At 66.7% G+C, this 26731-nt stretch carries 27 protein-coding genes, 1 tRNA gene and 1 pseudogene; 11 read left to right on the plus strand and 18 right to left on the minus strand.

All coding sequences use genetic code 11. The features are described from left to right. The first annotated feature begins 52 nt into the window (after positions 1-52). Complete coding sequence (locus B2869_RS05045; RefSeq protein WP_292763400.1) at positions 53-865, plus strand: arginase family protein; 813 nt, start codon at positions 53-55, stop codon at positions 863-865. A gap of 7 nt (positions 866-872) precedes the next feature. Here the strand turns inward: B2869_RS05045 and B2869_RS05050 are convergent, their stop codons facing one another. Further along, complete coding sequence (locus tag B2869_RS05050) at positions 873-2198, minus strand: MFS transporter (RefSeq protein WP_292763402.1); 1326 nt, start codon at positions 2196-2198, stop codon at positions 873-875. 77 nt (positions 2199-2275) lie between these two features. Here B2869_RS05050 and B2869_RS05055 point away from each other — a divergent pair, with 77 nt between their 5' ends. Beyond that, on the plus strand, positions 2276-2644 hold the full coding sequence (locus B2869_RS05055) for a VOC family protein (RefSeq protein ID WP_292763404.1): 369 nt from the start codon (positions 2276-2278) through the stop codon (positions 2642-2644). 47 nt (positions 2645-2691) lie between these two features. Further along, on the plus strand, positions 2692-3750 hold the full coding sequence (locus B2869_RS05060) for a GNAT family N-acetyltransferase (protein WP_292763406.1): 1059 nt from the start codon (positions 2692-2694) through the stop codon (positions 3748-3750). Here the strand turns inward: B2869_RS05060 and B2869_RS05065 are convergent. Further along, entirely contained in the window at positions 3747-4280 is a 534-nt protein-coding gene (locus B2869_RS05065) for an AAA family ATPase (protein ID WP_292763408.1), read from the minus strand. The genes B2869_RS05060 and B2869_RS05065 overlap by 4 nt on opposite strands. 44 nt (positions 4281-4324) lie before the next feature. Continuing rightward, a complete protein-coding gene (locus tag B2869_RS05070) occupies positions 4325-4726 on the minus strand; it encodes an HIT family protein (RefSeq protein WP_292763410.1) in 402 nt (133 codons plus the stop codon). A 221-nt stretch (positions 4727-4947) separates the two neighbouring features. On the opposite strand from B2869_RS05070, the gene B2869_RS05075 reads away from it, so the two are divergent. Continuing rightward, complete coding sequence (locus B2869_RS05075) at positions 4948-5817, plus strand: class I SAM-dependent methyltransferase (RefSeq protein ID WP_292763412.1); 870 nt, start codon at positions 4948-4950, stop codon at positions 5815-5817. Between the two features lie 38 nt (positions 5818-5855). Here B2869_RS05075 and B2869_RS05080 read toward each other — a convergent pair whose 3' ends face one another. From B2869_RS05080 to B2869_RS05090, 3 genes are read right to left on the minus strand one after another with little or no spacing between them, the layout of a single operon-like run. Continuing rightward, complete coding sequence (locus tag B2869_RS05080) at positions 5856-8213, minus strand: excinuclease ABC subunit UvrA (protein WP_292763414.1); 2358 nt, start codon at positions 8211-8213, stop codon at positions 5856-5858. A gap of 32 nt (positions 8214-8245) precedes the next feature. Continuing rightward, positions 8246-8656, minus strand: a complete 411-nt coding sequence (locus B2869_RS05085; RefSeq protein WP_029259226.1) for a VOC family protein — start codon at positions 8654-8656, stop codon at positions 8246-8248. 5 nt (positions 8657-8661) lie between these two features. Further along, the gene (locus B2869_RS05090) at positions 8662-9138 is read right to left on the minus strand and encodes a helix-turn-helix transcriptional regulator (RefSeq protein WP_046398982.1); all 477 of its coding nucleotides are present in this window, start codon (positions 9136-9138) and stop codon (positions 8662-8664) included. Between the two features lie 104 nt (positions 9139-9242). Here B2869_RS05090 and B2869_RS05095 point away from each other — a divergent pair, with 104 nt between their 5' ends. Beyond that, entirely contained in the window at positions 9243-9839 is a 597-nt protein-coding gene (locus B2869_RS05095) for an HdeD family acid-resistance protein (RefSeq protein WP_021200570.1), read from the plus strand. A gap of 70 nt (positions 9840-9909) precedes the next feature. On the opposite strand, the gene B2869_RS05100 is transcribed toward B2869_RS05095, so the two are convergent. Continuing rightward, positions 9910-10674: an SDR family oxidoreductase gene (locus B2869_RS05100; RefSeq protein WP_292763419.1), complete on the minus strand. Its 765-nt coding sequence runs from the start codon at positions 10672-10674 to the stop codon at positions 9910-9912. A gap of 122 nt (positions 10675-10796) precedes the next feature. On the opposite strand from B2869_RS05100, the gene B2869_RS05105 reads away from it, so the two are divergent. The 4 genes from B2869_RS05105 to B2869_RS05120 all read left to right on the plus strand — a co-directional run bounded on the left by B2869_RS05105 (position 10797) and on the right by B2869_RS05120 (position 13489). Then, positions 10797-11270, plus strand: coding sequence for an NfeD family protein (locus tag B2869_RS05105; RefSeq protein WP_021200568.1), 474 nt, complete (start codon positions 10797-10799; stop codon positions 11268-11270). Positions 11271-11278: 8 nt separating this feature from the next. Beyond that, a complete protein-coding gene (locus B2869_RS05110) occupies positions 11279-12208 on the plus strand; it encodes an SPFH domain-containing protein (protein ID WP_029265385.1) in 930 nt (309 codons plus the stop codon). Beyond that, positions 12205-12981: a glycerophosphodiester phosphodiesterase family protein gene (locus tag B2869_RS05115; RefSeq protein ID WP_292763422.1), complete on the plus strand. Its 777-nt coding sequence runs from the start codon at positions 12205-12207 to the stop codon at positions 12979-12981. Before B2869_RS05110 ends, B2869_RS05115 begins: the two co-directional genes overlap by 4 nt. 124 nt (positions 12982-13105) lie before the next feature. Next, positions 13106-13489, plus strand: coding sequence for an RNA polymerase-binding protein RbpA (locus B2869_RS05120; protein ID WP_021200565.1), 384 nt, complete (start codon positions 13106-13108; stop codon positions 13487-13489). A gap of 204 nt (positions 13490-13693) precedes the next feature. Here B2869_RS05120 and lnt read toward each other — a convergent pair. From lnt to B2869_RS05165, 9 genes and pseudogenes are all read right to left on the minus strand, one after another. Then, positions 13694-15130 (minus strand): annotated as a pseudogene (gene lnt, locus B2869_RS05125) (apolipoprotein N-acyltransferase); the annotation flags it as partial. Beyond that, positions 15054-17528, minus strand: coding sequence for a DEAD/DEAH box helicase (locus tag B2869_RS05130; protein WP_292763424.1), 2475 nt, complete (start codon positions 17526-17528; stop codon positions 15054-15056). The pseudogene lnt and the gene B2869_RS05130, both read right to left, overlap by 77 nt. Beyond that, on the minus strand, positions 17525-18283 hold the full coding sequence (tatC, locus tag B2869_RS05135; RefSeq protein WP_029259222.1) for a twin-arginine translocase subunit TatC: 759 nt from the start codon (positions 18281-18283) through the stop codon (positions 17525-17527). The genes B2869_RS05130 and tatC overlap by 4 nt, the downstream gene beginning before the upstream one ends. 57 nt (positions 18284-18340) lie before the next feature. Beyond that, positions 18341-18577, minus strand: a complete 237-nt coding sequence (gene tatA, locus B2869_RS05140; protein WP_021200561.1) for a Sec-independent protein translocase subunit TatA — start codon at positions 18575-18577, stop codon at positions 18341-18343. A gap of 44 nt (positions 18578-18621) precedes the next feature. Beyond that, positions 18622-19605 (minus strand): helix-turn-helix transcriptional regulator, encoded by a 984-nt coding sequence (locus tag B2869_RS05145; protein WP_021200560.1) that lies wholly within the window; start codon positions 19603-19605, stop codon positions 18622-18624. Next, positions 19602-20594, minus strand: coding sequence for a helix-turn-helix transcriptional regulator (locus B2869_RS05150; protein ID WP_292763429.1), 993 nt, complete (start codon positions 20592-20594; stop codon positions 19602-19604). The genes B2869_RS05145 and B2869_RS05150 overlap by 4 nt, the downstream gene beginning before the upstream one ends. Next, positions 20594-21505 (minus strand): hypothetical protein, encoded by a 912-nt coding sequence (locus B2869_RS05155; RefSeq protein ID WP_292763431.1) that lies wholly within the window; start codon positions 21503-21505, stop codon positions 20594-20596. Before B2869_RS05155 ends, B2869_RS05150 begins: the two co-directional genes overlap by 1 nt. 10 nt (positions 21506-21515) lie before the next feature. Continuing rightward, positions 21516-22535, minus strand: coding sequence for a tRNA (adenine-N1)-methyltransferase (locus B2869_RS05160; protein WP_029259218.1), 1020 nt, complete (start codon positions 22533-22535; stop codon positions 21516-21518). Continuing rightward, a complete protein-coding gene (locus B2869_RS05165) occupies positions 22532-23224 on the minus strand; it encodes an HAD family hydrolase (protein ID WP_029259217.1) in 693 nt (230 codons plus the stop codon). The genes B2869_RS05160 and B2869_RS05165 overlap by 4 nt, the downstream gene beginning before the upstream one ends. An 81-nt stretch (positions 23225-23305) precedes the next feature. On the opposite strand from B2869_RS05165, the gene B2869_RS05170 reads away from it, so the two are divergent. Then, positions 23306-24154 carry a PAC2 family protein gene (locus tag B2869_RS05170; RefSeq protein ID WP_292763436.1) on the plus strand — a complete coding sequence of 283 codons (849 nt, stop codon included), beginning with the start codon at positions 23306-23308 and terminating at the stop codon, positions 24152-24154. A gap of 7 nt (positions 24155-24161) precedes the next feature. Here the strand turns inward: B2869_RS05170 and B2869_RS05175 are convergent, their stop codons facing one another. Together B2869_RS05175 and B2869_RS05180 are read right to left on the minus strand one after the other, a co-directional pair. Further along, positions 24162-24986 (minus strand): undecaprenyl-diphosphate phosphatase, encoded by an 825-nt coding sequence (locus B2869_RS05175; protein WP_021200554.1) that lies wholly within the window; start codon positions 24984-24986, stop codon positions 24162-24164. Positions 24987-25026: 40 nt separating this feature from the next. Further along, positions 25027-26322, minus strand: coding sequence for a M20/M25/M40 family metallo-hydrolase (locus tag B2869_RS05180; protein WP_029259215.1), 1296 nt, complete (start codon positions 26320-26322; stop codon positions 25027-25029). Positions 26323-26433: 111 nt separating this feature from the next. Between B2869_RS05180 and B2869_RS05185 the strand changes: the two genes are divergently transcribed. Continuing rightward, a tRNA-Leu gene (locus B2869_RS05185) sits at positions 26434-26516 on the plus strand. The last annotated feature ends 215 nt before the right edge of the window (positions 26517-26731 follow it).

Genomic DNA, 26731 nt, shown 5'->3' on the forward strand with positions numbered 1-26731 from the left:
CCGCATCACTCCACGTTTTGTCCTGACATCCCGCGGATGGAAAGCTGGGGACATGGCACCTTCCTACGCGCTCATCGTCTCCCAAGGCCGAGTGGCCGATCGCACCGACGGAGCGCTCGTGGGGGCACGACGCGTGGGTGACGCGGTCTCGGCATTGCTGGAGATCGAACCGCACGTCGTCGGCACCCCGACACCGGGCCTGGTCGATGACTGGTCCGTCGCGCTTCCCGAAGCGGAGGCGACTCTGAGCGGATTGCGCGCAGCGGTGCACGACGCCATCTCTACGGGCGCGACACCCCTCCTGATCACGAACACCTGCGCGGCGAGCCTCGGCACTCTTCCCACTGCTGCCGAGCACCATCCCGACGCCGTCGTGCTCTGGATCGACGCACACGGCGATTTCAACACTCCGGATACGACGGATTCGGGCTATCTCGGCGGTATGGTCCTGGCCGCGGCGTGCGGACTCTGGGACAGTGGGCACGGCGACGGCATCGATCCGAAGCAGGTGATCGTGGTCGGCGGTCGAGACATCGACGTCGCTGAGGGTGAGTTGCTCGCCGAAGCGGGGGTCACCGTTCTCGCTCCTTCCGAGAGCACGCCGGAGCGCGTCCTCGAACTCGTCGCCGGACGTCCCGTGTGGATCCACGTCGATTGGGACGTGCTCGAACCCGGGTACATCCCCGCCGCCTACCGGGTCGGAGGCGGGTTGCTGCCTCACCACGTGGCGGCGATTTTCGCGGCGCTGCCGTCCGATTCGGTCCGGGGGATCGAACTCGCGGAGTTCGAAGCCGGCGACGAGGAGGTGCCGGAGCGCGTCAGCGTCGAGCTCATCGTGGAGACGCTGCAGCACCTGCTCCGATAGGGTGCGCTCAGCGCCGACGTTCCGGATCGAGGCCCATGCGGATGCGCGTCCGCTTGCGTTCGATGAGGATGAACACCGTGCCGATGATCCAGAGGGGGATCGGCATCAGGAACGCGATCCGGAAGGCCTCGAGCGAGTATGTCTCGGGAGTGCCGGCGCCCTGCAGGTCGAGTGCGAGGCCGATGAGGAAGATGGCGATGAGCGCGGCGATGAACCCTCCCGCGTTCGTCACACCGGTGGCGGTGCTCAGACGGTGGGTGGGGTTGTGCGTCCGCGCATGGTCGAACGCGATCATGGAGGCGGGCCCTCCGGTCGCGAGGGCGATCGCCAGCACATAGAGGAGCCAGATGGGCGCGGTGTCGGGCACAGCGATGACAGCGGCCCACGCTGCCATCTGTACCCCGACGGCGGGGAGCACCAGCGCGAGCGACCGGTGATTCGGAAGCCGCCGGGAGAGGTCGCCGATGAGGGGTCCCAGAAGCATGCCGGCCACGACATATACGGAGATGATTCCCGCGGCGTGGGCCGTGTCGAGCCCTTCCGCCGCAGTGAGGAAGGGCATTCCCCAGAGCAGCACGAACGCGGTACCCGCGAACGGGGTCGTGAAGTGCGACCAGAAGGCCAGCCGCGTGCCCGGGTGTGCCCAGGCGGCACGTATGCCGACACCGGTATCTATGGCGGAGGTGACGACGCGGACGACACCGGTATCGGTGTTCACCGTGACGTCGGCGCCGCGCTCTGCGGGATGGTTGCGAATCACCAGCGCCACGAGGATGGTGAACAGCACACCGAGGCCCGCGATGCTGCCGAAGGTGATGGTCCAGTTGGTGGCGTGCAGGAGTGCGGCCAGCGGGACCAGGGCGATCAGCTGGCCGGCTTGACCGATGATGCCGGTGAACTGGACCATGAGCGGCCCGCGTTGGGCGGGAAACCAGGTCGCGACGAGTCGTAGCACCGCGGGGAAGATCGCGGCATCACCGGCACCGAGCAGGACGCGCGCGAAGATCGCAATGCCGATGCTGGGGGAGAGGGCCATGGTCAGCTGGCCTGCGGCCATCAGCAGCATGCCGACGGTCATGATCGGGCGCGAGCCGAAGCGATCGAGGAGCACTCCGATCGGGATCTGCATTCCTCCGTACACGGCGAGTTGGACCACGGCGAAAAGAGCGAGCGTCGATGCATCCGCCTGGAAGCGGTCGGCCGCTTCGACGCCGACAGCGCCGAGCGATGTGCGGTTCGTGATGGCCAACACGTAAGCGGCGACTCCGACCGACCAGATCACCCAGGCTCTCCACCCCGGTGTCGAGACGGGGGACGGGGAGACCTGCGGCACGCCTCAACGCTACTCCTCCGACGGCGCGCATTCGGCGACCTCCGCTCGATGTCGGTCGGGGTCGCTACGGTGGCGCCATGACCAGTTCCCCTTTGCACCACTCACTCGACTACATCGAGCTCGTCGTCACCGATATGGAGGCGTCGAAGAGCTTTTTCGGTGACGCCTTCGGCTGGAGCTTCAACGACTACGGCCCCGGATACGCCGGGATCGTGTCGCCACGAGGCGACGGCAACGAAACCGGTGGTCTGATGCTGGCCGACGAGCCGCGTCCCGTCGGAGGTCCGCTCGTACTGCTCTATTCGGAAGACCTCGACGCCACGAAGGCGGCTATCGAGAAGGCCGGCGGAACGATCCTCCAAGAGCCGTACGCGTTCCCCGGCGGGCGACGCCTGCACTTCGCCGACCCGACGGGCACGGAGCTCGGAGTCTGGTCGACGCAGTAGGAGTCAGCCGTGGCTTCGCCGGTGTCGCGCGTGCGACGATTGCCGGTATGACGGACATCGTGGCGGGCGACATCCCCGAGGACATCGAGAGATGCGTGGACGTCTGGATTCACGCGCTCCGGCACCGTGACGGGGATGTCGACTCCCGCTCGATCGCCGATCGCATGCGAAAGCTGTTCGATGGCCATGTCCTCCGGTTCGCGCTCACGGGGGAGCCTCTGGCGGGTTTCGCTCTCACCACGCCGAAGACACACGACGAGACGACGGCCGTGTTGGAGCGGATCGCCGTGATGCCGTCATCCGCCGGGCAGGGACGTGGTCGTGCCCTGCTGCGCGATGCGATTCAGTATTCGACGGGTGCCGGCTTCTTCAGCCTCGAACTCGCGGTGCGGCGAGGGAACGCCGCCATCCCGCTCTACGAATCGGAGGGGTTCGCGGCGGTCTCGGAGCCTGTCCCGCACCCGCTCGGCGGCGAGCCCATGATCACCTACCGCCGTGATCTCGTCGATCCGCACAGCGGAGCGATCGCGGGTACCTCAGGACTCAGCGTTCCGCGGGTACAGGGTCCCGAGATCGTTCTCCGGCCTTTCGAGGAATCTGACATCGATGCCGTGTTGGAGGCGTCCTTCGATCGTTCGATCACCGACGTCACCACCGTTCCCATCGTCGCTGATCCCGGGCTCGCCGGCGCGTGGCTGGTCCGGCAGCACGAGCGGGCAGCGAAGGGTATCGGCTACTCGTTCGCGATCGAGGCGAACGAAGAATGCGTGGGGCAGATCGGGCTGTGGCTTCGAGACCGGGACCAGGGTCGAGCGACCGTCGGCTACTGGATCCGACCCACGCGACGCGGCGAGGGATACGCCTACAGCGCGCTGCGAACCCTCACGGAATGGGCGTGGCACCTCGCCGATCTGCATCGTCTGCAGCTGCACATCGATCCGACGAACGGGCCCTCACTCCGGACTGCTGAGAAGGCGGGCTATGCGCGCGAAGGGTTGCTTCATTCGTGGCAGAAGATCGGCGATGAGCGCCGGGACATGCTCGTGTACAGCCGACTCCGGTCACCGTGGCCGATTGCTGATCCGGCGGCTGAGGAACCGGCTTAGTCGGCGATGCGGTGGCCGAGATCTTCGAGGATCATCGTCACGAGTTGATCGGTGGTCGTCTCCGGGCCGACCCGTCGCTCATCGAACCAGGGGAGTGGTTGCCACCCGTCGTGCCATCGGCGGATCTCGTCCTCCCCGAAAGCGTTCGCGAGAGGTCTTCCGGCATGGCGCCGAATCGTCTCTTCGAGGCCGACGTCGAACTGATAGATTCCTGTCGTTCCGCGATGGTCGAGGTACAAGCTCTCGAAAGCTTCGGCGTAGTCGCGCAGATTGAAGATCCCGTCGAGGATGACGTCGTAGCCGAGGTCCAGCGCCTGCCGGGCGGCGCCGACGATCAGGATGCTCGCCGCTCGAGAGCGTCTCAACCGGTTGGGGTCGTGCAGCAGCTCACGGCGGAAGTGGTCTTGAGAAATGACGGCGACCCGTTGACCTAGTGCCGGTCGCAGTGCCCTCGCCGTCGTCGTCTTCCCCGATGCGGCATCGCCGCGCAGAATGACGAGGCGCGTGGAGCCACTGCCCGTGAGAGTCATCGAACCATCCTTGCAGCGCCCGCCAGGCGGGTCGAGTCCGGCGATCAATCGAGCGCGAACGGCATTCCCAGCGCGGCCCTGAGTTTCGACGCGAATGTCTCGCGACGGCCGGGATCCACCCACTCCGCGTCTCCGTGTCGTTGGTACAGCCGATCGTCCGGAAAGCGGGGGAACACATGCACATGCAGGTGCCAGACGTCCTGGTCTCCTGCGGGCTCATTGTGCTGCCGGATGGAGGTCCCCTCGCATTCGTAGGATGACCGGATGCCGATCGCCACCCTCTGCGTCAGATCCCACACCGCGAAGCCGTCCTCCGGTGACAGGTCGTAGATGTTCTCCACGTGCGTCCGCGGGATGACGAGGACCGCTCCGGGGTTCCCCGGCCACCACTTCGGCGCGATCCGAGCGAATGCACGGTCGGTGACGGCGACCACGTCGGACGGCATGCTGAGTTCGTCGTACAGACCCTGTTGGAATTTGCAGAACGGACACGCATATCCGGGCGGCTCGTGGGTGGCTGGATGCACGCACCGATCATCGCACGGGGGCGTGCTGGTACCGGGAGCTGCATCTGTCACCGGTGGCGCTGACGATCTTTTTAGCTGACATAATGTGCATTATCGGCTATCTTTCGTGATCCGAGAGCGGTGATCGATAGGCTCGCCTCGTGAACGGAAGCAACGTCGACATCGACTGGGAATCTGCGCGACGCGCGAATCAGGAGAACTGGGAGGACCGCGTCCCGGTGCACACGGAAGCCTATGGGCTCGCCGCGTTCGACGATCCCGCGCATCTCAGCGACGTCGTTCGCGACGACCTCGCGACGATGACCTCGTTCCTTCCTGCGGGCGGTCTGTCTGGCCTCGATCTCTGTCACCTGCAATGCCACATCGGCACCGACACGGTCTCACTGGCTCGCGCCGGTGCGACGGTGACCGGCGTCGATTTCTCGCCGTCTGCGCTGCGTGCGGCGAGCGATCTCGCCGTGCGTCTGGGTGTCGATGCGACGTGGGTGCAGACCGATGTCCTCGATGCGCGGGCTGCAGTCACCGGTGACTTCGACGTCGTGTACACGAGTATCGGGACGATCAGCTGGCTCGACGACCTGGAGCGGTGGGCGGCGCAGATCGTGCAGCTGCTGCGTCCGGGCGGGATGTTCTTCATCCGCGACGGTCATCCCGCCCTGTATGCGCTGGATGAGGACGCGGACACGCTGACCACGCGCTATTCCTACTTCGCGACCGGTCGCGCGCAGCAGTGGGACGACGACAGCACGTATGCGGGCGACGGTCGTATCGACCACGCCCGCACTTACGAGTGGCCGCACCCGTTGTCCGAGATCCTCGGCGCGCTGCTGCATGCAGGGCTCAGACTCGTCCACTTCGATGAAGGCCGTACGCTGCCGTGGCGATTCAGCGATCGCATGGTCGAGGTGTCCGGCGGCTACGCCTGGCCCGAGGCCGAGCGGGATCTGATCCCCTGCACGTACACGATCATCGCGCGAGTCGACGGAGGCGGAGCCGCCGGAGACGCGTGATGGTCGGAGTGCGAGCGTGGGCACGCACTCCGACGTTCTCACGCCCCGACGTACTCCGCGAGGTGCTCCCCCGTGAGCGTCGATTTTTGGGATACCAAATCGCTCGGCGTTCCCTCGAAGACGATCCTGCCACCGTCGTGTCCGGCTCCCGGCCCGATGTCGATGATCCAGTCCGCGTGCGCCATGACTGCCTGATGGTGCTCGATCACGATCACGGTCTTGCCGGCATCCACGAGTCGATCCAGCAGTCCCAGGATCTTGTCCACATCGGCGAGGTGAAGGCCGGTCGTGGGCTCGTCGAGCACGTAGACGTCGCCCTTCTCCCCCATCTGGATCGCGAGCTTGATGCGTTGGCGTTCGCCACCGGACAGCGTCGACAGCGGCTGCCCGAGTGACAGGTAGCCGAGTCCCACGTCTTCCATCCGCCCGAGGATCGCCGTGGCGGCGGGCAGCTTGGCCTCCCCGTCGCTGAAGAACACCCGGGCCTCGGAGACCGGCAGATCGAGCACCTCGGTGATGTCCTTGCCTGCGAGCTTGTACTCCAGCACCCCGGCCTGGAAGCGCTTGCCTCCGCAGTCCTCACAGGGAGTCTCGATCGTGTCCATGAAGCCGAGCTCCGTGATGATCACACCCGCGCCCTTGCACGAGGGGCAGGCGCCTTCGGAGTTCGCGCTGAAAAGAGCCGGCTTCACGCCGTTCGCCTTTGCGAAAGCCTTGCGGATCGGCTCGAGGAGTCCCGTGTACGTCGCCGGGTTGCTTCGCCGGGAGCCCTTGATCGCGGCCTGGTCGATCGCCACGACTCCGTCGCGCTTGGACACCGACCCGTGGATGAGCGAGCTCTTGCCCGAGCCCGCCACGCCCGTCACGACGGTGAGGACCCCCGTCGGGATGTCGACATCGACGTCTTGGAGGTTGTTCGCCGCGGCCCCGCGCACCTCGATCGATCCGGTTCCGGAGCGCACTGCCTCCTTGAGCTGGGCCCGATCCTCGAGGTGGTCACCGGTCTTGGTGCCGCTGGCCTTCAGCCCCTCGACCGTGCCCTCGAAGCAGATCTCCCCACCGGCGCTGCCCGCACCAGGCCCCAGATCGACGACGTGGTCGCCGATCGCGATGGTCTCTGGCTTGTGCTCGACGACCAGCACGGTGTTGCCTTTGTCCCGCAGCTTCAGCAGCAGGCCGTTCATGCGCTGGATGTCGTGCGGGTGCAGACCGATCGTCGGCTCGTCGAACACGTAGGTGATGTCGGTGAGCGATGACCCGAGGTGCCGCAGCATCTTGATGCGCTGCGCCTCTCCCCCGGACAACGTGCCAGACGGACGCTCCAGACTGAGGTATCCGAGGCCGAGCGTCACGAAGGCGTCGAGATTGGCGCTGAGCGCCTGCAGCAGCGGACCGGCTCCGGGGAGATCGAGTCCCCGGACCCAATCGGCCAGGTCTGTCACCTGCATGCGGCACGCATCGGCGATGCTCACACCCTCGATCTTCGACGACCGCGCCCCCTCGGTGAGCCGCGTCCCATCGCACTCCGGGCAGACGGCGAACGTGGCCACGCGCTCCACGAAGGCCCGGATGTGCGGCTGCAGCGCGTCGAGGTCCTTCGAAAGCATCGACTTCGTGATCTTCGGGATGAGACCCTCGTACGTCATGTTGATCCCGGAGATCTTCACCTTCGTGACCTCGCCGTAGAGGAAGAGGTGTCGCTGCTTGTCGGTGAACTGGGAGATCGGCTTATCCGCGGGATAGAAGCCCGACTGGGAGAACCCCTTCACCATCCATCCGTCGGCCGTGTAGCCGGGCACCATGATGGCACCGTCGTCGAGAGACTTCGATTCGTCGACGATCTGGGCGAGATCGAGGTCGGACACCGCTCCCCTCCCCTCGCATCGCGGACACATGCCGCCGAGGTAGATCGCATCCTTCACGATCTTCTTCTCTCCGCCCGGGCCTGTCATGACACCGCTGGCCTTCTGCGTCGGGATGTTGAACGAGAAGGCGGTCGGTCCGCCGATATAGGGCTGCCCCAGCTTGCTGAACAGGATGCGGAGCATCGCGTTGGCGTCGGTGACGGTGCCGACGGTCGATCGGGGGTTCGCTCCCAGACGCTCCTGGTCGACGATGATCGCCGTGGTCAGACCCTCGAGGATGTCGACATCTGGACGGGGCACCGACGGCATGAACCCCTGGACGAAGGCGCTGTAGGTCTCGTCGATCATGCGCCGCGACTCCGCCGCGATCGTGTCGAAGACGAGCGAGCTCTTCCCCGAACCAGACACGCCGGTGAACACGGTCAGACGGCGCTTCGGGATATCGACGCTGACGTCCTTGAGATTGTTCTCGCGCGCGCCCTGTACGCGGATCAGGTCGTGGGTGTCTGCGGGGTGCTCGTCCGTGGTCATCGGCGTCTTTCGTGGGATCGGTGGAGAGAAGGTCAGGCGGCCTGGTTGATACGCAGCAGGTTGCCTGCAGGATCACGGAACGCGCAGTCGCGCACACCGTAGGGCTGATCGATGGGCTCCTGCACGACATCGGCTCCACGTTCGACGAGACGCTCGAAGAGGGCATCGACGTCATCGCTGGCCAGCGTGAGGGCCGCGTAGCTGCCCTTGGCGATCAGCTCGAGGATCGTCTGACGCTCGGCGTCCGTGATGCCCGGATCGGTTGCCGGCGGGTGCAGCACGATCGATGTCTGCGGCTGCCCCTCGGGCCCGACGGTGAGCCACCGCAGGCCGTCGTACCCGACATCGTTGCGCACCTCGAAGCCGAGGGCGTCGCGGTAGAAGGCGAGCGCAGCTTCGGCATCGGTGTGCGGAAGGAATGCGTAGTGGATGCTGATGTTCATGGTGTTCACGTTAGGTGCGCATCGGTGCGCGGCGCTTCTCGATTCCTGATCGGTCTGGTCACGTGTTTGGCCTGGAACGAGGGGATTCCCTCGACGCTGGCAGCGCGTTCACGGTACACGCTGGGTGCGACACCGACCAGCTCGGAGAATCTCGTGCTGAATGTGCCGAGCGAGGAGCAGCCCACTTCGAAGCACACCTCCGTCACCGTCAGGTCTCCGCGTCGCAGGAGTGCCATCGCCCGCTCGATACGTCGGGTCATCAGATACGAGTAGGGAGACTCGCCGTAGGCCTCTCTGAACTGCCGGCTCAGGTGCCCCGCCGACATATGCACACCGCGGGCGAGCGCCTCGACATCGAGTGGTCGTGCGTACTCCCGGTCGATGCGGTCTCGGACTCTCCTCATCACGGTGAGTTCGCGGAGGCGAACTTCGTCGACGTCGGTCACGACTTGATCTTGCCATGTCCCCGGAAGTCGCGGCATGACGGAACGAAACGCGGAAGACGGCTTCTCCCCCGCTCCGGCCCGGCGGAGCGCTATCCTGAGGGCGCATCCTCACAGGATCTTCTCAGAAAGGGGTCCCCACCATGTCTGAACCACTCACGGAGGCCAAGTCGTTGTTCAAGTCGATCCGCGTCACGCTGGCCGTCGCCGGTGTGCTGGCGCTGCTCGCCGGAATCGTCCTCCTCGTCTGGCCGGTGAAGTCCGCGGTCATCGTGACGGCGATCTTCGCCACCTACCTCATCATCGCCGGTCTCGTCTACGTCGGACTCGGCATCTTCTCGAGCGCGAAGGGCGGGTGGGCGCGCGTCGGTCACATCGTCCTCGGCCTGCTCTACATCGCTGCCGGTGTCATCGCGTACTTCAACCTGAATGCCGCCGCCGCCACGCTCGCCTTCGTGGTCGTGATCTTCATCGGCGTCAGCTGGATCGTCGATGGGATCGTCGCGCTCACACTGCTGGGCAGCGACGGCTCGCGCGTCTGGACCGTCCTCTACGCGATCCTGAGCATCGTCGCGGGAATCATCGTGTTGTTCTCGCCGCTCATCGCCGGCTTCGCGTTCTGGCTGCTGCTGGGCATCTCGCTGGTCGTGCTCGGAATCATCCAGATCGTGCGCGCCATCACGCTCGGTCGAGACGAGAAGGAATACGTCTCCGCCGTGCAGGGTGGAGCGACGAGCTGATCCTCTCGGTCTGAAATCAGAACGGCCCCGTCCCGCAGCGTGCAGGACGGGGCCGATCTGTGCGCCCTGGCTACTCGGCGGCGAAGGCGCTCACGTCACCGACGAGGCGCGTGTTGTCCGCCGGTACCGGGTCGATGACGGCCTTGGCGACCTCGGCTGCGAACTCCGAGACGTTGTAGAGCTTGCCGGCCGATTCCCGGCGCTCGGCGATGGCGCCCGGGTTCGCGCGCTCGAGCAGAGTCGCCGTGATCGTTCCTTCGATCATGTCGCCCGAGACGACGGTGAACCCGATCCCCTTCTCGGTCAGTCCGGGGATGAGCTCGCGGAGCGAGTCTTCCCCCGCCCGCTTCGAGAGTGCCACCGGTTCGTACTCCGGCATGGTCGGCGTGGTCCGGATGAAGTGCGCCTGGTGGCTGGTGACGAACACGACGCGCGCGCCGTCTCCGAGCAGGGGCGTCGCTGCGTTCAGGACGTTGAGCTGGGCGTCACGGTTCAGCGCGAGGGCGTAGTCCTCGGCCATGCCGGATTCCATGCCGCCGGAGGCGTTGAGCACGAGGACGTCGAGCCGCCCGTATTCGGCGCGGATCGCCTCGAACATCTCGGCGACGGATGCCTGGTCGGTCAGGTCCGCGCCGACGACGAGAGCGCGACGGCCGAGCTCGCGGAGCTGGGCGGCGAGCTTCTCTGCACGCGGTGCCTTGTTGCGGAAGTTGATGACGACGTCGGCGCCTGCCTCGGCGAGGTAGCGCACGGTGTCGGCGCCGATGCCCCGCGATGAACCGGTGACAAGAGCGACCTTGCCGTCAAGGGATCCTGCGGGAAGAACGTCGGTCACGGTGACTCCTCATGATGCGTGAAAAAGCCGTGATCGCACGGCCCTCTCACACTATCAAGCGCGCGCTGTGGCACCCTGATCCGTCGGTGCCCGCGTGATACGTTGACCACAAAGGAGGCCGCATGGACAACTTCACGACATTCGTCACGTTCATCGACCAATGGGCTTGGATCGGCTGGCTGGTCCTGATCGCCGTCTTCCTCGTCATCGAGATGCTGTCGCTGGACTTCACCTTCCTGATGCTGAGCTTCGGCAGCGTCGTGGGGCTGGTCACGGATCTGATCGGTGTTCCGGTCTGGCTGCAGGTCATCATCGCCGCGGCCGCCGCCGCGCTGTTCATCCTCTTCCTGCGTCCCCCGCTCCTCAAGCGACTGCGCCGCGGAGAAGATCCGACCAAGTCGAACGTCGACGCCCTCGTCGACCTGCGCGGTATCGCGCTGCACGACATCACTCAGATCTCCGGCCAGGTCAAGCTCGCCAACGGCGACACCTGGACCGCTCGCACCGCCACGCCCGTGCCGATCCCGCAGGGCGCTCCGATCGCCGTGACCGCGATCAACGGTGCGACCGCCATCGTCCGTCCCGTCAACGACTAGGAGAACCCGTGAACGACGCATCGTTCATCCCCACAGCGATCCTGTGGATCCTCGTGATCGCGGTGATCATCTTCGTGGTGGTCACCGTCGCCCGTGCGATCCGCATCATCCCCCAGGCGACGGCAGGGGTCGTCGAGCGCCTCGGGCGCTATCACAAGACGTTGACCCCCGGTCTGAACGTCCTCGTCCCGTTCATCGATCGCCTGCGCCCCCTGATCGACATGCGCGAGCAGGTCGTGTCCTTCCCGCCGCAGCCGGTCATCACCGAGGACAACCTGGTCGTGTCGATCGACACGGTCGTCTACTTCCAGGTCACCGACGCGCGCGCAGCCACCTACGAGATCGCGAACTACCTCGGTGCGGTCGAACAGCTGACCACCACCACTCTTCGCAACGTCGTCGGTGGCCTCAACCTCGAAGAGGCACTCACAAGCCGCGACAACATCAACGGGCAGCTGCGCGTCGTGCTCGACGAGGCCACCGGCAAATGGGGAATCCGCGTCGGCCGCGTCGAGCTGAAGGCGATCGACCCGCCCATCTCGATCCAGGACTCCATGGAGAAGCAGATGCGCGCCGAGCGTGACCGACGCGCCGCGATCCTCACGGCCGAGGGAACCAAGCAGTCGGCGATCCTCGAGGCCGAGGGTGCCCGTCAGGCCGAGATCCTCCGGGCAGAGGGTGACAAGCAGGCTGCTGTGCTCCGCGCACAGGGTGAGGCCGAGGCGATTCAGAACGTCTTCAGCGCCATCCACCAGGGCGAGCCGGATGACAAGCTGCTCGCCTACCAGTACCTGCAGATGCTGCCGAAGATCAGCGAGGGGCAGTCCAACAAGCTGTGGATCATCCCGAGCGAACTCACCGAGGCGCTCAAGGGCATCGGCAGTGCGTTCACCCCGAAGGCGGGCCAGGGCCCGACGAACACGCTTCCGGGCGCGTGACGCACCCGTACTTCTCGAAGACGCGGCATCCCCGAGTCCTCGCCCACCGCGGTCTGATCACCGCGGCAGGCGAGGACTCCGGCGTCTGGGAGAACTCTGCCGCGGCTTTCGCCGCCGCGCACGCGGCGGGCGTCGACTATATCGAGACCGACTGCCAGGTCACCGCGGACGGCGATGTGGTGCTGTTCCACGACACGACCCTGACCCGTCTGATCGGCGACAGCCGAAGGGTCCACGATGTGCGCACACGCGAACTGCGGACACTGTTCGCCGACCACGGTGGACTCCTGACGGTGTCGGAGGCGCTGGCTTCGTTCCCGGACGTGCGTTTCAACATCGATGTGAAGACGGCCGCAGCCGTCGAGCCTCTCGGCCCGATCCTGGTCGATCACACCCACCGCGTCCTCCTGACCAGCTTCTCCGACGCGAACCGCCGTGCCGCCCTCGCCTCGGTCCTGCGAGCCGGCGCCGCTCTCCGTCCCGCGACGTCGGGAGGGAGCCGGACGATCGCCTCCCTGCGGGGGGCCTCGGCACTCCACCTCTCCCCCGCCCGCCTGCTCCGCGAGATCGACGCGTTGCAGGTTCCCGAGCGCTACGGCGCGCTGAAGGTCCTGACCCCCGCGCTCCTGCGTGCGGCGCACCGGCATGGCGTCGAGGTCCATGTGTGGACCGTCAACGACCCCGAGGACATGCGGCGACTCGTCGGCCTCGGGGCTGACGGGATCGTCTCCGATCGCGCGGATCTCGCTGTCAAGACGCTCTCTCCTCGCTGACTCACGACTCGCCCCATAACCTCCGGCGCTGGGATTAACCTGTGAGTTCCGCCGAGAAGGCGGGCACGTGGATGAAGCGCACAGGCTGGAGCGTTATACCTGACAGCGACGAGAGGACCACACAATGGCAGATCGCAGCCTGCGCGGCATCCGACTCGGCGCCCAGAGCCTACAGAGCGAAGAGGGCGTCGTTTTCATGGAGCGCCGTGAGACCACCTACACCTGTGACACTTGCGGCCACGTCACGAACCTGATGTTCGCGGCGGATGCAGAGCCGCCCCAGACCTGGGAGTGCCGCGCGTGCGGCGCCGAGGCGCGCTTGAACGTCGACGGTCAGGCCGTCACGCTCGAGGCCAGCGATGAGAAGGCCGCCCGCACCCATTGGGACATGCTCCTGGAGCGCCGTACCCGCGCCGAGCTCGAAGAGCTTCTCGAAGAGCGCCTCGCCTTCATCCGCGCCCGGCGCGGCGCCGGCGAAGACCCGACCCGCGAGAAGATCGGCGCCTAGCGCCTCCGGGCGCGCCACCACCCGACGAGGAGCGCGCCGAGACCGCCCCACAGCAGGATCGCCTGCACCCAGGGGCCAAGTACGACACCCGCCGTGGGGGCGGNNGCGGCCAAGTACGCCCCCCGCCGTGAGGCCGGACCGGAGCTCGACATCTTCGAGCATCGCTCCGGCCTCATCTGCGTCCAGGCTGGTGACCGTCGAGCCGTCCGCGCGGATGACCTGGCTGGTGCCGACCGTGGAGACGTTCACCACGCTGCGGCCCGTCTCGATCGCCCGCATCCGCGCGAAGGCGAGCTGCTGGAGGTTCTCGTCCGTACCGCGGAAGTCGGCGTTGTTGGTCTGGAACACCAGCACCTCGGCACCGGAGTTCAGGCCCTGCCAGATCACGTCGTCGTAGATCACGTCGAAACAGATGGCGAGACCGACGCGCACGTCGCCGACATCCATGATCGGGGGGTTCGGCCCCGGGGTGTACTCCCTCTGGATGAGCCCGATGAGATCGGGCGCGAGCGCGTTGAAGAAGGCACGGTCGGGCACGTACTCCCCGAAAGGGACAGGGTGACGCTTGTCGTGCAGCTGCGTCGCGGTGCCGTCGGCGTTCCAGAGCATGGAGGTGTTGAAGAAGCGGTCGTCGCGCCCGGTGGCCGCATTCGCCAGCAACGGGGCGTCGATCCGATTGGCGACGAGCGTCATCCGCCGAGCGAGGTCGTCGATCTGGAAGGGGTCGCCGTCCAGTGAGCCTTCGGGCCAGACGAGGAGATCGACGTCCTCGCCGTAAAGAGGCGCTGTGGCTTCGGTCTGTGCCTGGATGACGGCGAACGCTTCGCGGTCATCGAAGTACCCGGTGGGACCGTTCCCCTGCACCGCCGCGATGCGCAGGGAGCCACTCGGGGACGTCGGGAAGAGCGGGGTGAACAGCAGCACCGCGAGGACGGCGGCGGGCGCGATCAGCAGGATCGGACCACGCCATGCACGCAGTCGGACGACTTCGATCAGCATCGCGACGACGAGCACCATCAGGAAACTGAGACCGCTGACGCCGACCCATGATGTGACGGATGCCAGAGGGCTCTCCGCCTGACTCATGCCGATCCGTGCCCAGGGGAAGCCCCCGTAGGGCCAGGAGCCGATGAACAGCTCCCGACCGACCCAGAGGGCGGCGATGACCGTGGGAAGCCCCAGGAGACGTCCTGCGGTCCCCGGGAAGGCCTTCGGCATCCAACGGTACGCGAGGGCGATCGGAACCAGGGCGACGGCGGTCAGCACACCTTCCACCACGCTGAGGGCGGCCCAGGGAACAGGCCCCAGGTATCGCGACGTCCAGGAGACGAGAAGCCCGAAGAACAGGATGCCGTAGACGAGACCGACGAGCAGAGCCCCACCGAACCGGCGCCCGATCAGCGCGACGAGCAGAAGCGCGGTCGCGGGGAAGGCGAGAATCCAGATCGCGGCCTCAGGATAGGCCAGGTCCATCGCCAGGGCGGCGAGTGCGGCAGCGAGCACAGCGGCCCAGAGTGGCAGGAGGGCGCGCTGCGGCGCTGGTTTCTCGGTCATTCCGTCCATCTCACATCGACGAGTAGGCGACGATGCCGCGACGCACCCCGTCGAGCGCGGCACGAGCCGTACGCGCGAGAGCCGCATCCTCGGCCACGATCGACAACTGGTCGAGCAGATCGATCGTCTGCTTGGCCCAGCGCACGAAGTCCCCGGCCGCCATATCCGCATCGATCAGCACTCGGTCGAGCATCCCGCCCCGCGCCCAGGAGTGCATCGCCCCGGCCAGGCCTGCGGCCAGGGGCTCGCTTCCGGGGAGGTGATGGTCCTGCTCGAGGTCGTCGAGCTCGGCCCAGAGCGTGGTCGTCTTCTCATACGCCGCGCGGAAGGGCCCTCGCGGTAGACCCCTCTCCCCCGTGTTCGCCTCGTCGCGGCGGGGTTCGTACACCAGACAGCACGCCATGGCTGCAAGGGACGGAGCATCGAGGCCGGCCCAGAGGCCTTGACGCAAGGACTCCGCGACGAGCAGGTCACGTTCGCCGTAGATGCGACGCATGGTCCGTCCAGCCTCGGTCAGCGTGGTCTCCCCGTCCTCGTCACGCAGATAGTCGAGCGTCTCCAGGACCTCGACGACGCGGTCGAAGACCCGCGCGACGGTCCCGGTGCGTGTCTCGATCTGACGACGGATGCGATCCGTCTGACGCTTGAGCTTCCAGTAGCGCTCCGCCCAGCGTGCGTGCGCTTCGCGGTCGGGACAGCGATGGCACGGGTGACGCTGCATCTGCGTCCGCAGGGTCTGGATGCGCTTCATGCGCTTGTCGCGCGACGCGCGCGGGGCGTTCGAGTCCTGACGGTTCTTCTTCTCGAGGTCGCTCAGCTCGCGTCGGATCGCCGCGTACTCGGGGAAGTCGCCGTGTTCGCAGGCCATCGCGCTCTGATAGCCGGCCAGCGATTCCTCGGCTTCACGCACCTGCCGCGCCAGCCCGACGACGGCACGGTCGGCCTGGAACTGGGCGAACGAAGATTCCAGGATCTCTCGGGCCCTGGGCTTGCCGAACAGGTCGATCAGGTTGACGGCCATGTTGTACGTCGGCCGGAAGCTGGAGTTCAAGGGGTAGGTGCGGCGGGAGGCGAGTGCAGCGACCGCCTGTGGATCCATGCCCTCGGTCCACTGCACGACGGCGTGACCCTCGACATCGATCCCTCTGCGTCCTGCGCGCCCGGTGAGCTGGGTGTACTCCCCCGAGGTGATGGCCACCCGGGCCTCGCCGTTGAACTTCTCCATCTTCTCGAGCACAACGGTGCGTGCCGGCATGTTGATCCCGAGCGCGAGCGTCTCGGTGGCGAAGACGACCTTGACCAGCTTGCGCTGATAAAGCTCTTCGACGACCTCTTTGAAAGCAGGCAGCAGCCCCGCGTGATGCGACGCCACGCCGCGCTCCAGATTGTCGAGCCATTCCCAGTAGCCGAGGACGCCGAGGTCCTCCTCCTGGAGCGTGCGCGTGCGCTCTTCGACGATGGCCCGGATCTCGGCACGTTCCTCATTCGAGGTGAGCCGGATCCCCGAGCGGCGCACCTGTTGCACCGCGGCATCACACCCCACGCGGCTGAAGATGAAGAAGATCGCCGGCAGCAGATTCGCCCGCTCCAGAAGCCGCACGACGTCGGGGCGGTCCATCCGCTCGATCCGGCGGGCATTGGCGGCACGCACCGGACGACGTCCTCCCCGCGGAGGCCGCTTCGCCTGACGGCCGGCATGACGGTCGCTGCGATAGGACTGCGCCTGGCGGTTGTTCTCGTAGGTCGTGCCCGTCGACGAGCGGATCCGCATCAACTCCTGGTTCACCTGCGCCGTGGCCAGACCAGCGCGGTCGTCGAACAGCGGCAGGAGGTCGTCGCGGACGAGCACGTGCTGCTCGAGTGGCACGGGACGGATCTCGGAGACGATCACCTCGGTGTCGCCGCGCACGGTGTCGAGCCAGTCGCCGAACTCCTCCGCGTTCGACACCGTGGCACTCAACGACACGAGGCGGACACGTGCGGGGAGGTGGATGATGACCTCCTCCCACACCGCGCCCCGGAACCGGTCGGCGAGGTAGTGGACTTCGTCCATGATGACGTAGCGGAGGTCGCGGAGGGCAGAGGAATCGGCGTAGATCATGTTGCGAAGGACCTCGGTCGTCATCACGACGATCCGTGCGTTGCCGTTGATGTTCGTGTCGCCCGTGAGGAGTCCCACCTCGTCGGCACCGTAGACGTCGACCAGCTCTCGGAACTTCTGGTTCGAGAGGGCCTTCATCGGCGTCGTGTAGAACGCCTTGTCACTCGGAGTCTGCATCGCGAGGTGGATAGCGAATTCGCCGACGATCGTCTTCCCGGCGCCCGTCGGCGCCGCGACCAACACGCTCCGGCCGCTCTCGAGCGCGTGACAGCCGGCGACCTGGAAGGGATCGAGCTGGAACTTCTGCAGTGCGGCGAACGCCGTCGACTGCGGGTGCTCCACTGCGTCCTGCGCGCGGGCGTACCTCTCGGAAGGCGAACTCATGCCGGATCCGGCAGAAGCCCTGATGCCTCGTCGCGTTTGCGCTTTCGTCGGTCGAAGATCAGCGAGAGACCTGCGGCGGCGAAGAAGAGGACGATCAGGATGCCCGCGAGCATCAGCATGCTGACGACATCAGCCGCCGGCGTCGCGAGCGCGGCGAACACCGTGGCGATGATGATCGCGACACGCCATCCCTTGAGGATCGCCCGTCCGGACATGACGCCTGCGAGGTTGAGTGCCACCAGGAACACGGGCAATACGAACGAGATGCCGATCACGATCATCAGTTTGAAGATGAAATCGTAGTACTCCTGAGCGGAGTAGAGGTTCGTCGCCCCGGCGGGCGTGAAGCTCCACATCAGTTCGATGATGTGGGGCATGATCATGACGCCGAGGTAGCAGCCGGCGAAGAACAGCGGAACGGCGGCCACGACGAAACCGATCGTGTACCTGACCTCCTTGCGGGTGAGGCCGGGCATGATGAACGCCCAGATCTGCCACAGCCATACCGGAGCCGACAGGAAGATGCCGATGGAGAAGGCGATGCGCATGCGCATGTCGAACGCGGCCGTGACCGTGCCGAAATTGAGTGCGCTGAAGTCGTCTCCGCGCTTCTCGGCGATGATCCGTACCGGCTCGGTGATGAAGTTGATGATCGGGTCGGCGATGAGGAACGCGACGACCATGCCGACCAGCAGCGCGAGCGCAGCGAACATCAGACGCTTGCGCAGTTCGACGAGATGCGCGCCCAGCGACATCCGTCGATCCCGATCCGCCTTCGGCATCACGGTCGGTTCGATGGCTGCCACGGCCGGTCAGGCGCGGGGCGGGGTCTCAGGGTCGATTCCCGAGTCCTTCACCGTGGTCGGCTCGGCGGCTGCGGAATCGGTGCGAGCGGCGTCGTCGTCCTTCATCGCCTTCATCTCGCCCTTGAACACGCGCGCGGACTGTCCCATGCTCTTCGCGAGAGCCGGCAACTTGGCAGCACCGAACAGGAGGAGGATCACGGCGAGCACGATAAGCAGGTGCCAGCCTTGCATTCCAGCGAACATGTCAGGATTCCCGTCGTCGGTGAGCGTTCGCTCCAGTCTACAGATCAAACCTTTGCTTCGGGTTGGCGATACAGGGCGAGTCCCGAGGCGGCCCAGTCCCTCGCGGCTGCGCGGGCGACACCGGGTTCCAGGACTTCCATCGCTCCGCCGAAGCGCGCAGCCAGTCGCTTGATGCCCCGCGGGTCGGCGAGATGGAGGCGCGCTGTCACGGCTCCGTCGATCACCTCGGTCTCACCGGGGGGAAGGAATCCGTTCAGGAGCGGAGCCAGCCGCTCGGCGACACGAACCGTGACCTCGCGCTCATCGTCGAGTCCTGCGAATGCCTCGGGAACCTGATCGCCCGCGTGGGTGATCGGGATGTCGGTCAGCGTCGGGGCGCTCACCCGATCGAGATGGAAGGTGCGCATCGCCTGTCGGAGGTGACACCACCCCTGCAGGTACCACTGTCCGTTGGTGATGAGGATCTGCATCGGGTCGACCGTGCGCGTCGTCGGGGCTGCGTCGGGAGCCTGATAGGTGAAGGAGATCGCGACCCCCTCATGAAGCCCGCGGGCGACCGCCTCGCGAACCTCGTCGACGGCGCTCGGAGCGACGACCACATCGGCGGGCGCATCCGCGGCGCCTCGAGAGAGCTTGGAGATCAGGCCGGCGACGAGGCCCGAATCGGAGACGGCGGGCACCGCAGCCACCATCTGCAGACCCGCCAGGAGCGCCGCGGCCTCACGCGCGGTGAACCGTGGGACGCGACGCAGAGCGACGTCGTTGGTGATCTCGATGACGTCGTCCAGATCGAGCAGGTCCCAGTTGATGTCGAACATCTCCTGAGGTTGCTGCCAGTAGCCCGATTCCCCGGGCAGACCGATGACGGTGAGCTTCTCGACCATGCTCCGCATCTCCTGCGGAGTCACGCCGAACTCTGACGCCGCCTCCTGGAGAGAGACCTGGCCGTGCTCGAGGAGGTAGGGGACGAGTGTCAGATAGACCCGCACGCGATCAGCCGCGAGCAGGGGCTTCGCCTTCGCGCTCATTTCGCCTCCTCGACATCGGTGTGGGCTCGCACGACGGCACGAAGGCGCGAGATCACCGCTTCCCGGAGCAGGGCGGGTTCGACCACTCTGACTTCCGGACCGTACGAGGCGAGTTCATCCGCGAGGATGTGCAGGTCGACGAAGGGGACGTTGATCCCCTGTGCGGCGGATGTGGCCCGTCGTCCCAGGCGCAGTGCGGCCTCCGTCCCTGGCGTGATCTCCAGGAGCGCGGAGTTCTCGGATGCGACGCGTTCCAACCCGGCGAGGGCGCGATCCCCCGCCCCGTCACGCAGCGCGGGGTCGAAGCTCTGCGTGCTCACCCGCACGTCGCCGACGACCCGGCTGAGGAGGAACGTGCGATCTTCGTCGACGTCGACGTCGATGCCGAAGACGTGCCAGCGTGCCTCGTAGTCGACCAGCGCCAAGGGGCGGATACGCCGACGACGAGGCGTGTCCTCGCCGGGCTTCAGATACTCGAACGTCACCACCTTGCACCGCTCGATCGCATCCTGCAGCGGTGAGAAGGCGGCGTCTCGCGCCGTGATGCGCGGCGCGAACCCGATGATCGGTTCATCGCCGTCGATGCCGAGGGCTCGGATCTTGCGGACGCCGGACTGCGCGTCGCCCGAGACCGACTCCGCACTCCACACGCTGCCGGCGAGTTGCAGCACGGCCAGCTCGGCGGGCGAGAACTCGATGTCGCTGGGGAGATCGTATTCCGCCTGAGGAATGCGATACCGCGCTTCGCGGAGATCGTTCGGGTCCGCGGCGTCCCCGATGGTCTCGATGGGCACGCCGAGCGAGCGCAGCTCGTCTTTGTCGCGCTCGAACATCTTCTCCAGGGCGTCCGAGCGGGTGCCTGCTTCGGCGCGTTGCCGATAGCCGGAGACGTTGTCGAGGATCTGCTGCTTGGTCAACCCGATCTCCGTCGCCATCAACGCCACGACGAGATTCGTCAGGCGCTCCTCCGCGGGGATCCGGGCCGCCATCACGGCGCAGGCGCCGTCACTGCGCCCAGGATGTCGACGACGATCGCGGTCGCGGGAGTGTTCTCGGCCGCGGGGAACACGACGAGGAGCTGGGAGCCGACAGTGGCGCCGACGAGTTGCTCTGCAGCAACGCTGACGCTGGCATCCTTGCCCCAGGAACTCGTCGTGACCTTCTTGTCGTCCCAGCCGACACCCATGACGTTCGAGACGACGATGTCGCCCTTCTTCACCTTCGGGCCATCGCCCTTGATGAGTGTCTGGGTGGTGATCTCGGTGGGCGCCGGAACATCGGGGATGATGATGCCGGGAGTTCCGTCAGGAGCGCGCACCACCGTCGGCATGCCGCGTGCGTCGTTGAACTGGAGCGCTCCCGTGGCCTTCGACGGCATCACGTCGAGAACATCGATCACGGCCACGATGCTCTCACCCTCGTCGAGGCCGAACGCCTGGACGTTCTGCTCGCCGAAGTCCTCGGGGGTCAGAACGGCGAGGACGCGGCTGCCCTCGGTCGCGCATTCGAGCACCTCCGAGAGCCCCGCGGAACGCTGCGCCCAGTAGTCGATGCTGTGGACGCGGCTCTGGTCGCCGTTGAACTCGGACTGATAGAGCTTCTTGCCGCTGTCGCCGCCGTAGAAGGCGATGTCCAGCACCACCGGCTGGAAATCCGATCCCAGCGCGAGCCCGTCGCCGACGGTGACGTCGGCGAACGAGGTCTTGTCGCTCTTCACCGGCCCGAAGACGGTGACGTCTGGGACAGAGCCGAGGTCACCACTCACGTCGGCGACGTTCAGGATCTTGTCGTTGCCCCCGCGATCGCAAGCGGCGACACCGTCGGATGCGGTCGCGGTGCACCCTGTGAGGGCGAGGACGGCAAGGCTGAGAGAGGCCAGAACGGCGGACGTTTTACGCACGCGCTCCAGTCTATTCCGTCGCGTGCCCGGAATCGCGCGATGCGGCGGCCAGGCGCGCCCCCTCGGCGGCCTTCTCCGCCTCCCGCGCGCGCTTGCGCAGGTTCTTGTCGCTGATCTCGCGGTCGCCGACGGCGCCGGGGGTCCACGCCTCCACGTCTTCGTCGCCGTAACTGCTCTTGGATGCCCGCCGCTTCACCGAGGGCGCGATGGCGCCCGGTGCGAGTCGCCGTGCGGTGAGGAGGAATCCCGTGTGCGCGACCATCCGGTGATCCGGCCGCACGGCGAGACCCTCCACGTGCCAGCCGCGGACCATCGTTTCGGAGGCATCGGGATCGGTGAAGAGCCCCGTGCCGCGGATGTACTCGGCCACCCGGGAGAGCTGCGTCGCGGTCGCCACGTAGCAGAGCACGACCCCGCCAGGTGTGAGGGCCTCAGCGACGGCATCCATGCACTCCCACGGCGCCAGCATGTCGAGCACGACGCGGTCGACGGAGGCCGGAGCGGTCTCCGTCGGCAACGCCTCGACGAGATCGCCGACGACGACCCGCCAGGTGTCCGGGTGCTCGCCGAAGAACGTCTCGACGTTGCCGCGCGCCACATCGGCGAAATCTTCACGGCGCTCGAACGAGATGAGCCTTCCCGCCGGACCCACCGCACGCAGGAGCGAGAGCGAGAGCGCGCCGGAACCGACCCCGGCCTCTACGACCACCGATCCAGGGAAGATATCCGCCTGCATCACGATCTGCGCCGCGTCCTTGGGGTATACGATCGCGGCGCCGCGGGGCATCGACATCGCGAAGTCGCGCAGCAGCGGACGCAACGCCAGGTAGTCGTGTCCCGAGCTGTTGGCGACGACGGAGCCGTCGGGCAGCCCGATCAGGTCGCGATGACGGAGCACGCCCTGGTGCGTGTGGAGCTCGCCGTCCTCGCGGAGCGTCACGGTGTGCAGACGGCCTTTCGGTCCGGTCAGCTGCACGCGATCGCCGGCGCGGAACGGGCCGCTGGGCCGCGGAGCTCGGGAGTCGGTCATCGGGTCGCTCCTGTCGAGGCGGTGCTGCTGTCATAGAGATCGGTGAGGTCGGCGGCTCCCCGGCCGGCGAGCGTCGGCCACAGTTCGTGCGCCCCGAGGTGATCCAGGGGGACGATGTGCGGAACGGCGAGCGTCAACGCTCCGGAGGCGAGGCCGGCACGGACACCGGTCGGCGAGTCCTCGATGACGATCACCTCGGCGATGTCGACATCGAGGAGGGCTGCGGCCTGCAGATACGGCTCGGGGTGCGGCTTGGGGTTGTCGACGTCATCCCCCGCGACGACGATGTCGAAGGCCTCGAAATCGATCAGATCCACGACGTTCAGAGCCATCCGACGCAGCGACATCGTCACGAGCCCGGTCGGGATGCCCGCCGCCCGGAGATCCCGGAGCAGTTCGCGCGCGCCGGGACGGAACGGGACGCCCTGCGTGCGGAGCGATTCCTGCACGACGTCGGTCAGGTGAGACACGATCGCCTCGGCCTCCATGGCGACTCCGGCATTCTGAAGGATCACCGCGCTGTCGATCAATCCGCTGCCGACGAGCTGCAGAGCGTCTTCGTGGGTCCAGGATCCGCCGAAGGATTCGACCAGTGCTGTCTCGGCCGCCATCCAATACGGTTCGGTGTCGACGAGTGTTCCGTCCATGTCCCATAGGACCGCGCTGGGCTTTCTGCTCACTGAACCCATGCTAGCCGTGGTGCCGCCCGCTCCCCGCCTTCGCGGACTAGCCTGGAAGGATCACGACCGCGATCTCGAAGGGAGCCCTCGATGGATGTTCTCGGTCCGCGCATCGTCATCGCCGCCTTCGACGGCTGGAATGACGCGGGTGAAGCGGCGAGCAGCGCCATCGAGGCGCTGCGCTCCTCGTCGGAATACGATCTCGTGCATTCCGTCGACCCCGAGCTGTACTTCGATTACCAGTACACGCGTCCGTCGACGCGGATGGATGCGGAAGGCCGTCGTCAGCTCACCTGGCCGGAAGCAGGTCTGTGGCGTCCTCGGAACCCCGGCCCGGGCCCGGAGTTCTGGCTTCTCACCGGAGCCGAGCCGGCGCGCACCTGGCAGGCGTTCGCCTCCGAGTTCATCGACATCGCTCTGCGCGACGACATCACCGGTCTCGTCACCCTCGGCGCCATGCTGTCCGACGTTCCGCACACACGGCCGATCTCGATCTTCGCCTCCAGCCAGAACGAGCAGGTGCGCGAGGCACATGGTCTGGAACGCTCGCTGTACGAGGGCCCCGTGGGGATCCTCACCGTCTTCGAGCACTTCGCGGAGAACGCCGGCATCCCCACCGCGAGCCTGTGGGCGAGCGTGCCACACTACGTCGCTTCGGCGACACCCTCGCCGAAGGTCACGCTCGCCCTCCTCGACCGTCTCGAGGAGCTCACCGGAGTGGATGTGGATCGCACGGCGTTGCGCACGGAGGCCGCCGCCTGGGAGGCGTCGATCGATGCCGCCGCATCGGAGGACGAGGACATGGCGGAGTACATCCGCCAGCTCGAGCGCACCCGTGACACGTGGGACTCCCCCGAGGCGTCGGGCGATGCGATCGCCCAGGCATTCGAGCGCTACCTGCGCCGCCGCGACGACGGTCCGGGCGACCGCAAGCGCTGAGCGCGGGTCAGGCGGCGATCACGCCGGTGCCGAGAAGGACCAGCAGGACGGTGCCGAGCAGGATGCGGTAGATGACGAACGGCAGGAAGCTGCGCTTCGAGATCCAGTTCATGAAGAATGCGATCACGCCCAGCGCCACCACGAAGGCGATTCCCGTCGCGGCGAGGGTGTCGCCGAACGAGAAGAACGACGGCTCGTCCCAGCTCTTGAACACCTGGTAGAAGCCGCTGCCGAAGACGGCGGGGATTGCCAGCAGGAAGGCGTAGCGCGCTGCAGCCGCTCGCTCGTATCCGAGGAACAGGCCCATCGTGATCGTGCCGCCCGAGCGGGAGACCCCGGGGATCAGTGCCAGCGCCTGCGCGAAACCGAAGGCGATGCCGTGCGGGTAGGTGAGGTCATCGAGCTTTCGGCGCTTCGCTCCCACGTAGTCGGCGACGCCGAGCAGGATGCCGAACACGATCAGCATGACGGCGACGATCCACATCGATCGGAGCACGGTCTCGATCTGATCCTGGAAGAGGAGCCCGAGGACCACGATCGGGATGCTGCCGATGATGATCAACCAGCCCATCCTGGCGTCCGGGTCGTTGCGCGGCGCCTTGCCGACGAGAGACCGGAACCACTGTGTGACGATGCGCACGATGTCGCGCCAGAAGAACACCACGACGGCGGCCTCGGTGCCGATCTGTGTGATCGCGGTGAACGCGGCCCCCGGGTCCTCACCCGAGGGGAGGAACGTTCCGAGGATGCGCAGGTGAGCGCTGGAGGAGATCGGAAGGAACTCGGTGAGTCCCTGGACGATGCCGAGGATCAGTGCTTCGAGCAGGTGCATGGAGAGCTTTCAGTTCAGGGAGGCACGGAGCGCGCGGCGCTCAGTACGTGCGCAGCAGATCGGTCAGAACCTGCTGGCCGAAGACAAGCGATTCTACGGGTACTCGCTCATCGACTCCGTGGAACATGCCTGTGAAGTCGAGGTCGGCAGGCAGCCTGAGCGGCGCGAAGCCGTAGCCGGTGATCCCCAGGTATGCCAGTGCCTTGTTGTCCGTCCCGGCACCGAGCAGATACGGGATGACCGGAACCCCCGGGTCGTGGCGGCCGATGCTGGCGACCATCGCCTCCACGAGCTCGCCCTCGAACGGCGTCTCCATTCCGATGTCGCGGACGACCGTCTCGATGACAATCTCGTCTCCGACGATCTGCTGCAGCTCGGCGAGGACGTCGTCCTCGGTCCCGGGGATCACCCGTACGTCGATCAGCGCCTCGGCGCGCTCCGGGATCACATTGTGCTTGTAGCCCGCTGCCAGCGCTGTCGGGTTCGTCGTCGTGCGGAACGAGGACCGCAGGAAGGCCTCGGCCGGTCCCGCGGCTGCGGCGAGGGCATCGGGGTCGTCGACGCTGCGCCCGGTCAGGTCGCTCAGGCCCTCCAGCAGGGCCCTGGTCGTCGACGTCAGACGGATCGGCCACCGGGTGCGCCCGATCGCCGCGACCGCTTCAGCGAGCTTCGTGACGGCGTTGTCGTCGTGCAGGCGGCTTCCGTGGCCCGCGCGGCCCTTCGCGACGAGCCGTATCCAGATCAGGGCCTTCTCCCCCACCTGCAGCAGATAGGCCCGTCGGTCATCGACGGTGATCGAGTAGCCGCCGACCTCGCTGATGGCGGCCGTCGCGCCCTCGAACCACTCCGGGCGGTTCTGCACGACGAGCGCTGACCCCTCGACACCGCCGTTCTCCTCGTCGGCGAAGAAGGCCAGCACGAGATCGCGTTCCGGTTGCTCGCCTGCGCGCAGGATCTCGGCCACCGACGTGAGGATCATGGCATTCATGTTCTTCATGTCGACGGCTCCACGGCCCCACAGCATTCCGTCCCGCACGAGGCCGGCGAACGGGTCGACGCTCCAGTCCTCCGCCATGGCGGGAACGACGTCGAGATGGCCGTGCACGACGAGCGCGGGCTTGTCCCTGTCACGCCCCGGCACCCTCGCCATCACGTTCGTGCGGCGCGGGATCGGCTCGTAGTACTCGACCGCGAGCCCGAGCCCCTCCAGGTAGGCACCGACATACTGCGCGGCCTCGCGCTCGCCCTTCGCGTTGCCCCCGCCGAAGTTGGAGGTGTCGAAGCGGATCAGGTCGCTCGCGATGCGGACGACCTCCGGAAGAGACGGATCGGTCATGGGTCCAGGCTATCGAAAGCGCGCGCCACGCCCGGGCGTGCGCCTCGGTTCGAGAGGCCGCCGGGGACGTGGTAATGTCATTCTTCGGTCGGCAACGATCATCCAACACCTGCGCGGGTGGCGGAATGGTAGACGCGCTACGTTGAGGTCGTAGTGCCCGTAAGGGCGTGGGGGTTCAAGTCCCCCTCCGCGCACAGGAAGAAGAAGGCCCCGGATCCCTGGATCCGGGGCCTTCTTTGTTGTCGTGTGGACGACCGACGTCGTGTGCGTCGACGACGCGGGGAACAGCTCACCGGAGAGCGGAGATACACGCCGCGCCTTGATCCGGAGCTACCGGGCTCCGCTCCATCGGGAGAACTCCGTCCGGTGATGCGGATGTACGAGCCCGCCTCCGTCGTCGTCGAGGGCC

The sequence above is a fragment of the Microbacterium sp. UBA3486 genome, from assembly GCF_002377845.1.
In the GTDB taxonomy this organism is placed as follows: domain Bacteria; phylum Actinomycetota; class Actinomycetes; order Actinomycetales; family Microbacteriaceae; genus Microbacterium; species Microbacterium maritypicum_A.

Coding starts and splice junctions, on each gene's coding strand:
- B2869_RS05070 (WP_292763410.1), bottom strand. CDS start 4,726: ATGCCGTCCGACGTGGTCGCCGTCACCGACCGTGCATTCGCTCGGATC.
- B2869_RS05170 (WP_292763436.1), top strand. CDS start 23,306: ATGGATGTTCTCGGTCCGCGCATCGTCATCGCCGCCTTCGACGGCTGG.
- B2869_RS05080 (WP_292763414.1), bottom strand. CDS start 8,213: ATGACCACGGACGAGCACCCCGCAGACACCCACGACCTGATCCGCGTA.
- tatC (WP_029259222.1), bottom strand. CDS start 18,283: ATGTCGCTGGGCGCGCATCTCGTCGAACTGCGCAAGCGTCTGATGTTC.
- B2869_RS05145 (WP_021200560.1), bottom strand. CDS start 19,605: ATGAGCGCGAAGGCGAAGCCCCTGCTCGCGGCTGATCGCGTGCGGGTC.
- B2869_RS05165 (WP_029259217.1), bottom strand. CDS start 23,224: ATGGGTTCAGTGAGCAGAAAGCCCAGCGCGGTCCTATGGGACATGGAC.
- B2869_RS05055 (WP_292763404.1), top strand. CDS start 2,276: ATGACCAGTTCCCCTTTGCACCACTCACTCGACTACATCGAGCTCGTC.
- B2869_RS05175 (WP_021200554.1), bottom strand. CDS start 24,986: ATGCACCTGCTCGAAGCACTGATCCTCGGCATCGTCCAGGGACTCACC.
- B2869_RS05090 (WP_046398982.1), bottom strand. CDS start 9,138: ATGCCGCGACTTCCGGGGACATGGCAAGATCAAGTCGTGACCGACGTC.
- tatA (WP_021200561.1), bottom strand. CDS start 18,577: ATGTTCGCTGGAATGCAAGGCTGGCACCTGCTTATCGTGCTCGCCGTG.
- B2869_RS05120 (WP_021200565.1), top strand. CDS start 13,106: ATGGCAGATCGCAGCCTGCGCGGCATCCGACTCGGCGCCCAGAGCCTA.
- B2869_RS05065 (WP_292763408.1), bottom strand. CDS start 4,280: ATGACTCTCACGGGCAGTGGCTCCACGCGCCTCGTCATTCTGCGCGGC.
- B2869_RS05060 (WP_292763406.1), top strand. CDS start 2,692: ATGACGGACATCGTGGCGGGCGACATCCCCGAGGACATCGAGAGATGC.
- B2869_RS05085 (WP_029259226.1), bottom strand. CDS start 8,656: ATGAACATCAGCATCCACTACGCATTCCTTCCGCACACCGATGCCGAA.
- B2869_RS05105 (WP_021200568.1), top strand. CDS start 10,797: ATGGACAACTTCACGACATTCGTCACGTTCATCGACCAATGGGCTTGG.
- B2869_RS05045 (WP_292763400.1), top strand. CDS start 53: ATGGCACCTTCCTACGCGCTCATCGTCTCCCAAGGCCGAGTGGCCGAT.
- B2869_RS05160 (WP_029259218.1), bottom strand. CDS start 22,535: ATGACCGACTCCCGAGCTCCGCGGCCCAGCGGCCCGTTCCGCGCCGGC.
- B2869_RS05095 (WP_021200570.1), top strand. CDS start 9,243: ATGTCTGAACCACTCACGGAGGCCAAGTCGTTGTTCAAGTCGATCCGC.
- B2869_RS05180 (WP_029259215.1), bottom strand. CDS start 26,322: ATGACCGATCCGTCTCTTCCGGAGGTCGTCCGCATCGCGAGCGACCTG.
- B2869_RS05130 (WP_292763424.1), bottom strand. CDS start 17,528: ATGAGTTCGCCTTCCGAGAGGTACGCCCGCGCGCAGGACGCAGTGGAG.
- B2869_RS05150 (WP_292763429.1), bottom strand. CDS start 20,594: ATGGCGGCCCGGATCCCCGCGGAGGAGCGCCTGACGAATCTCGTCGTG.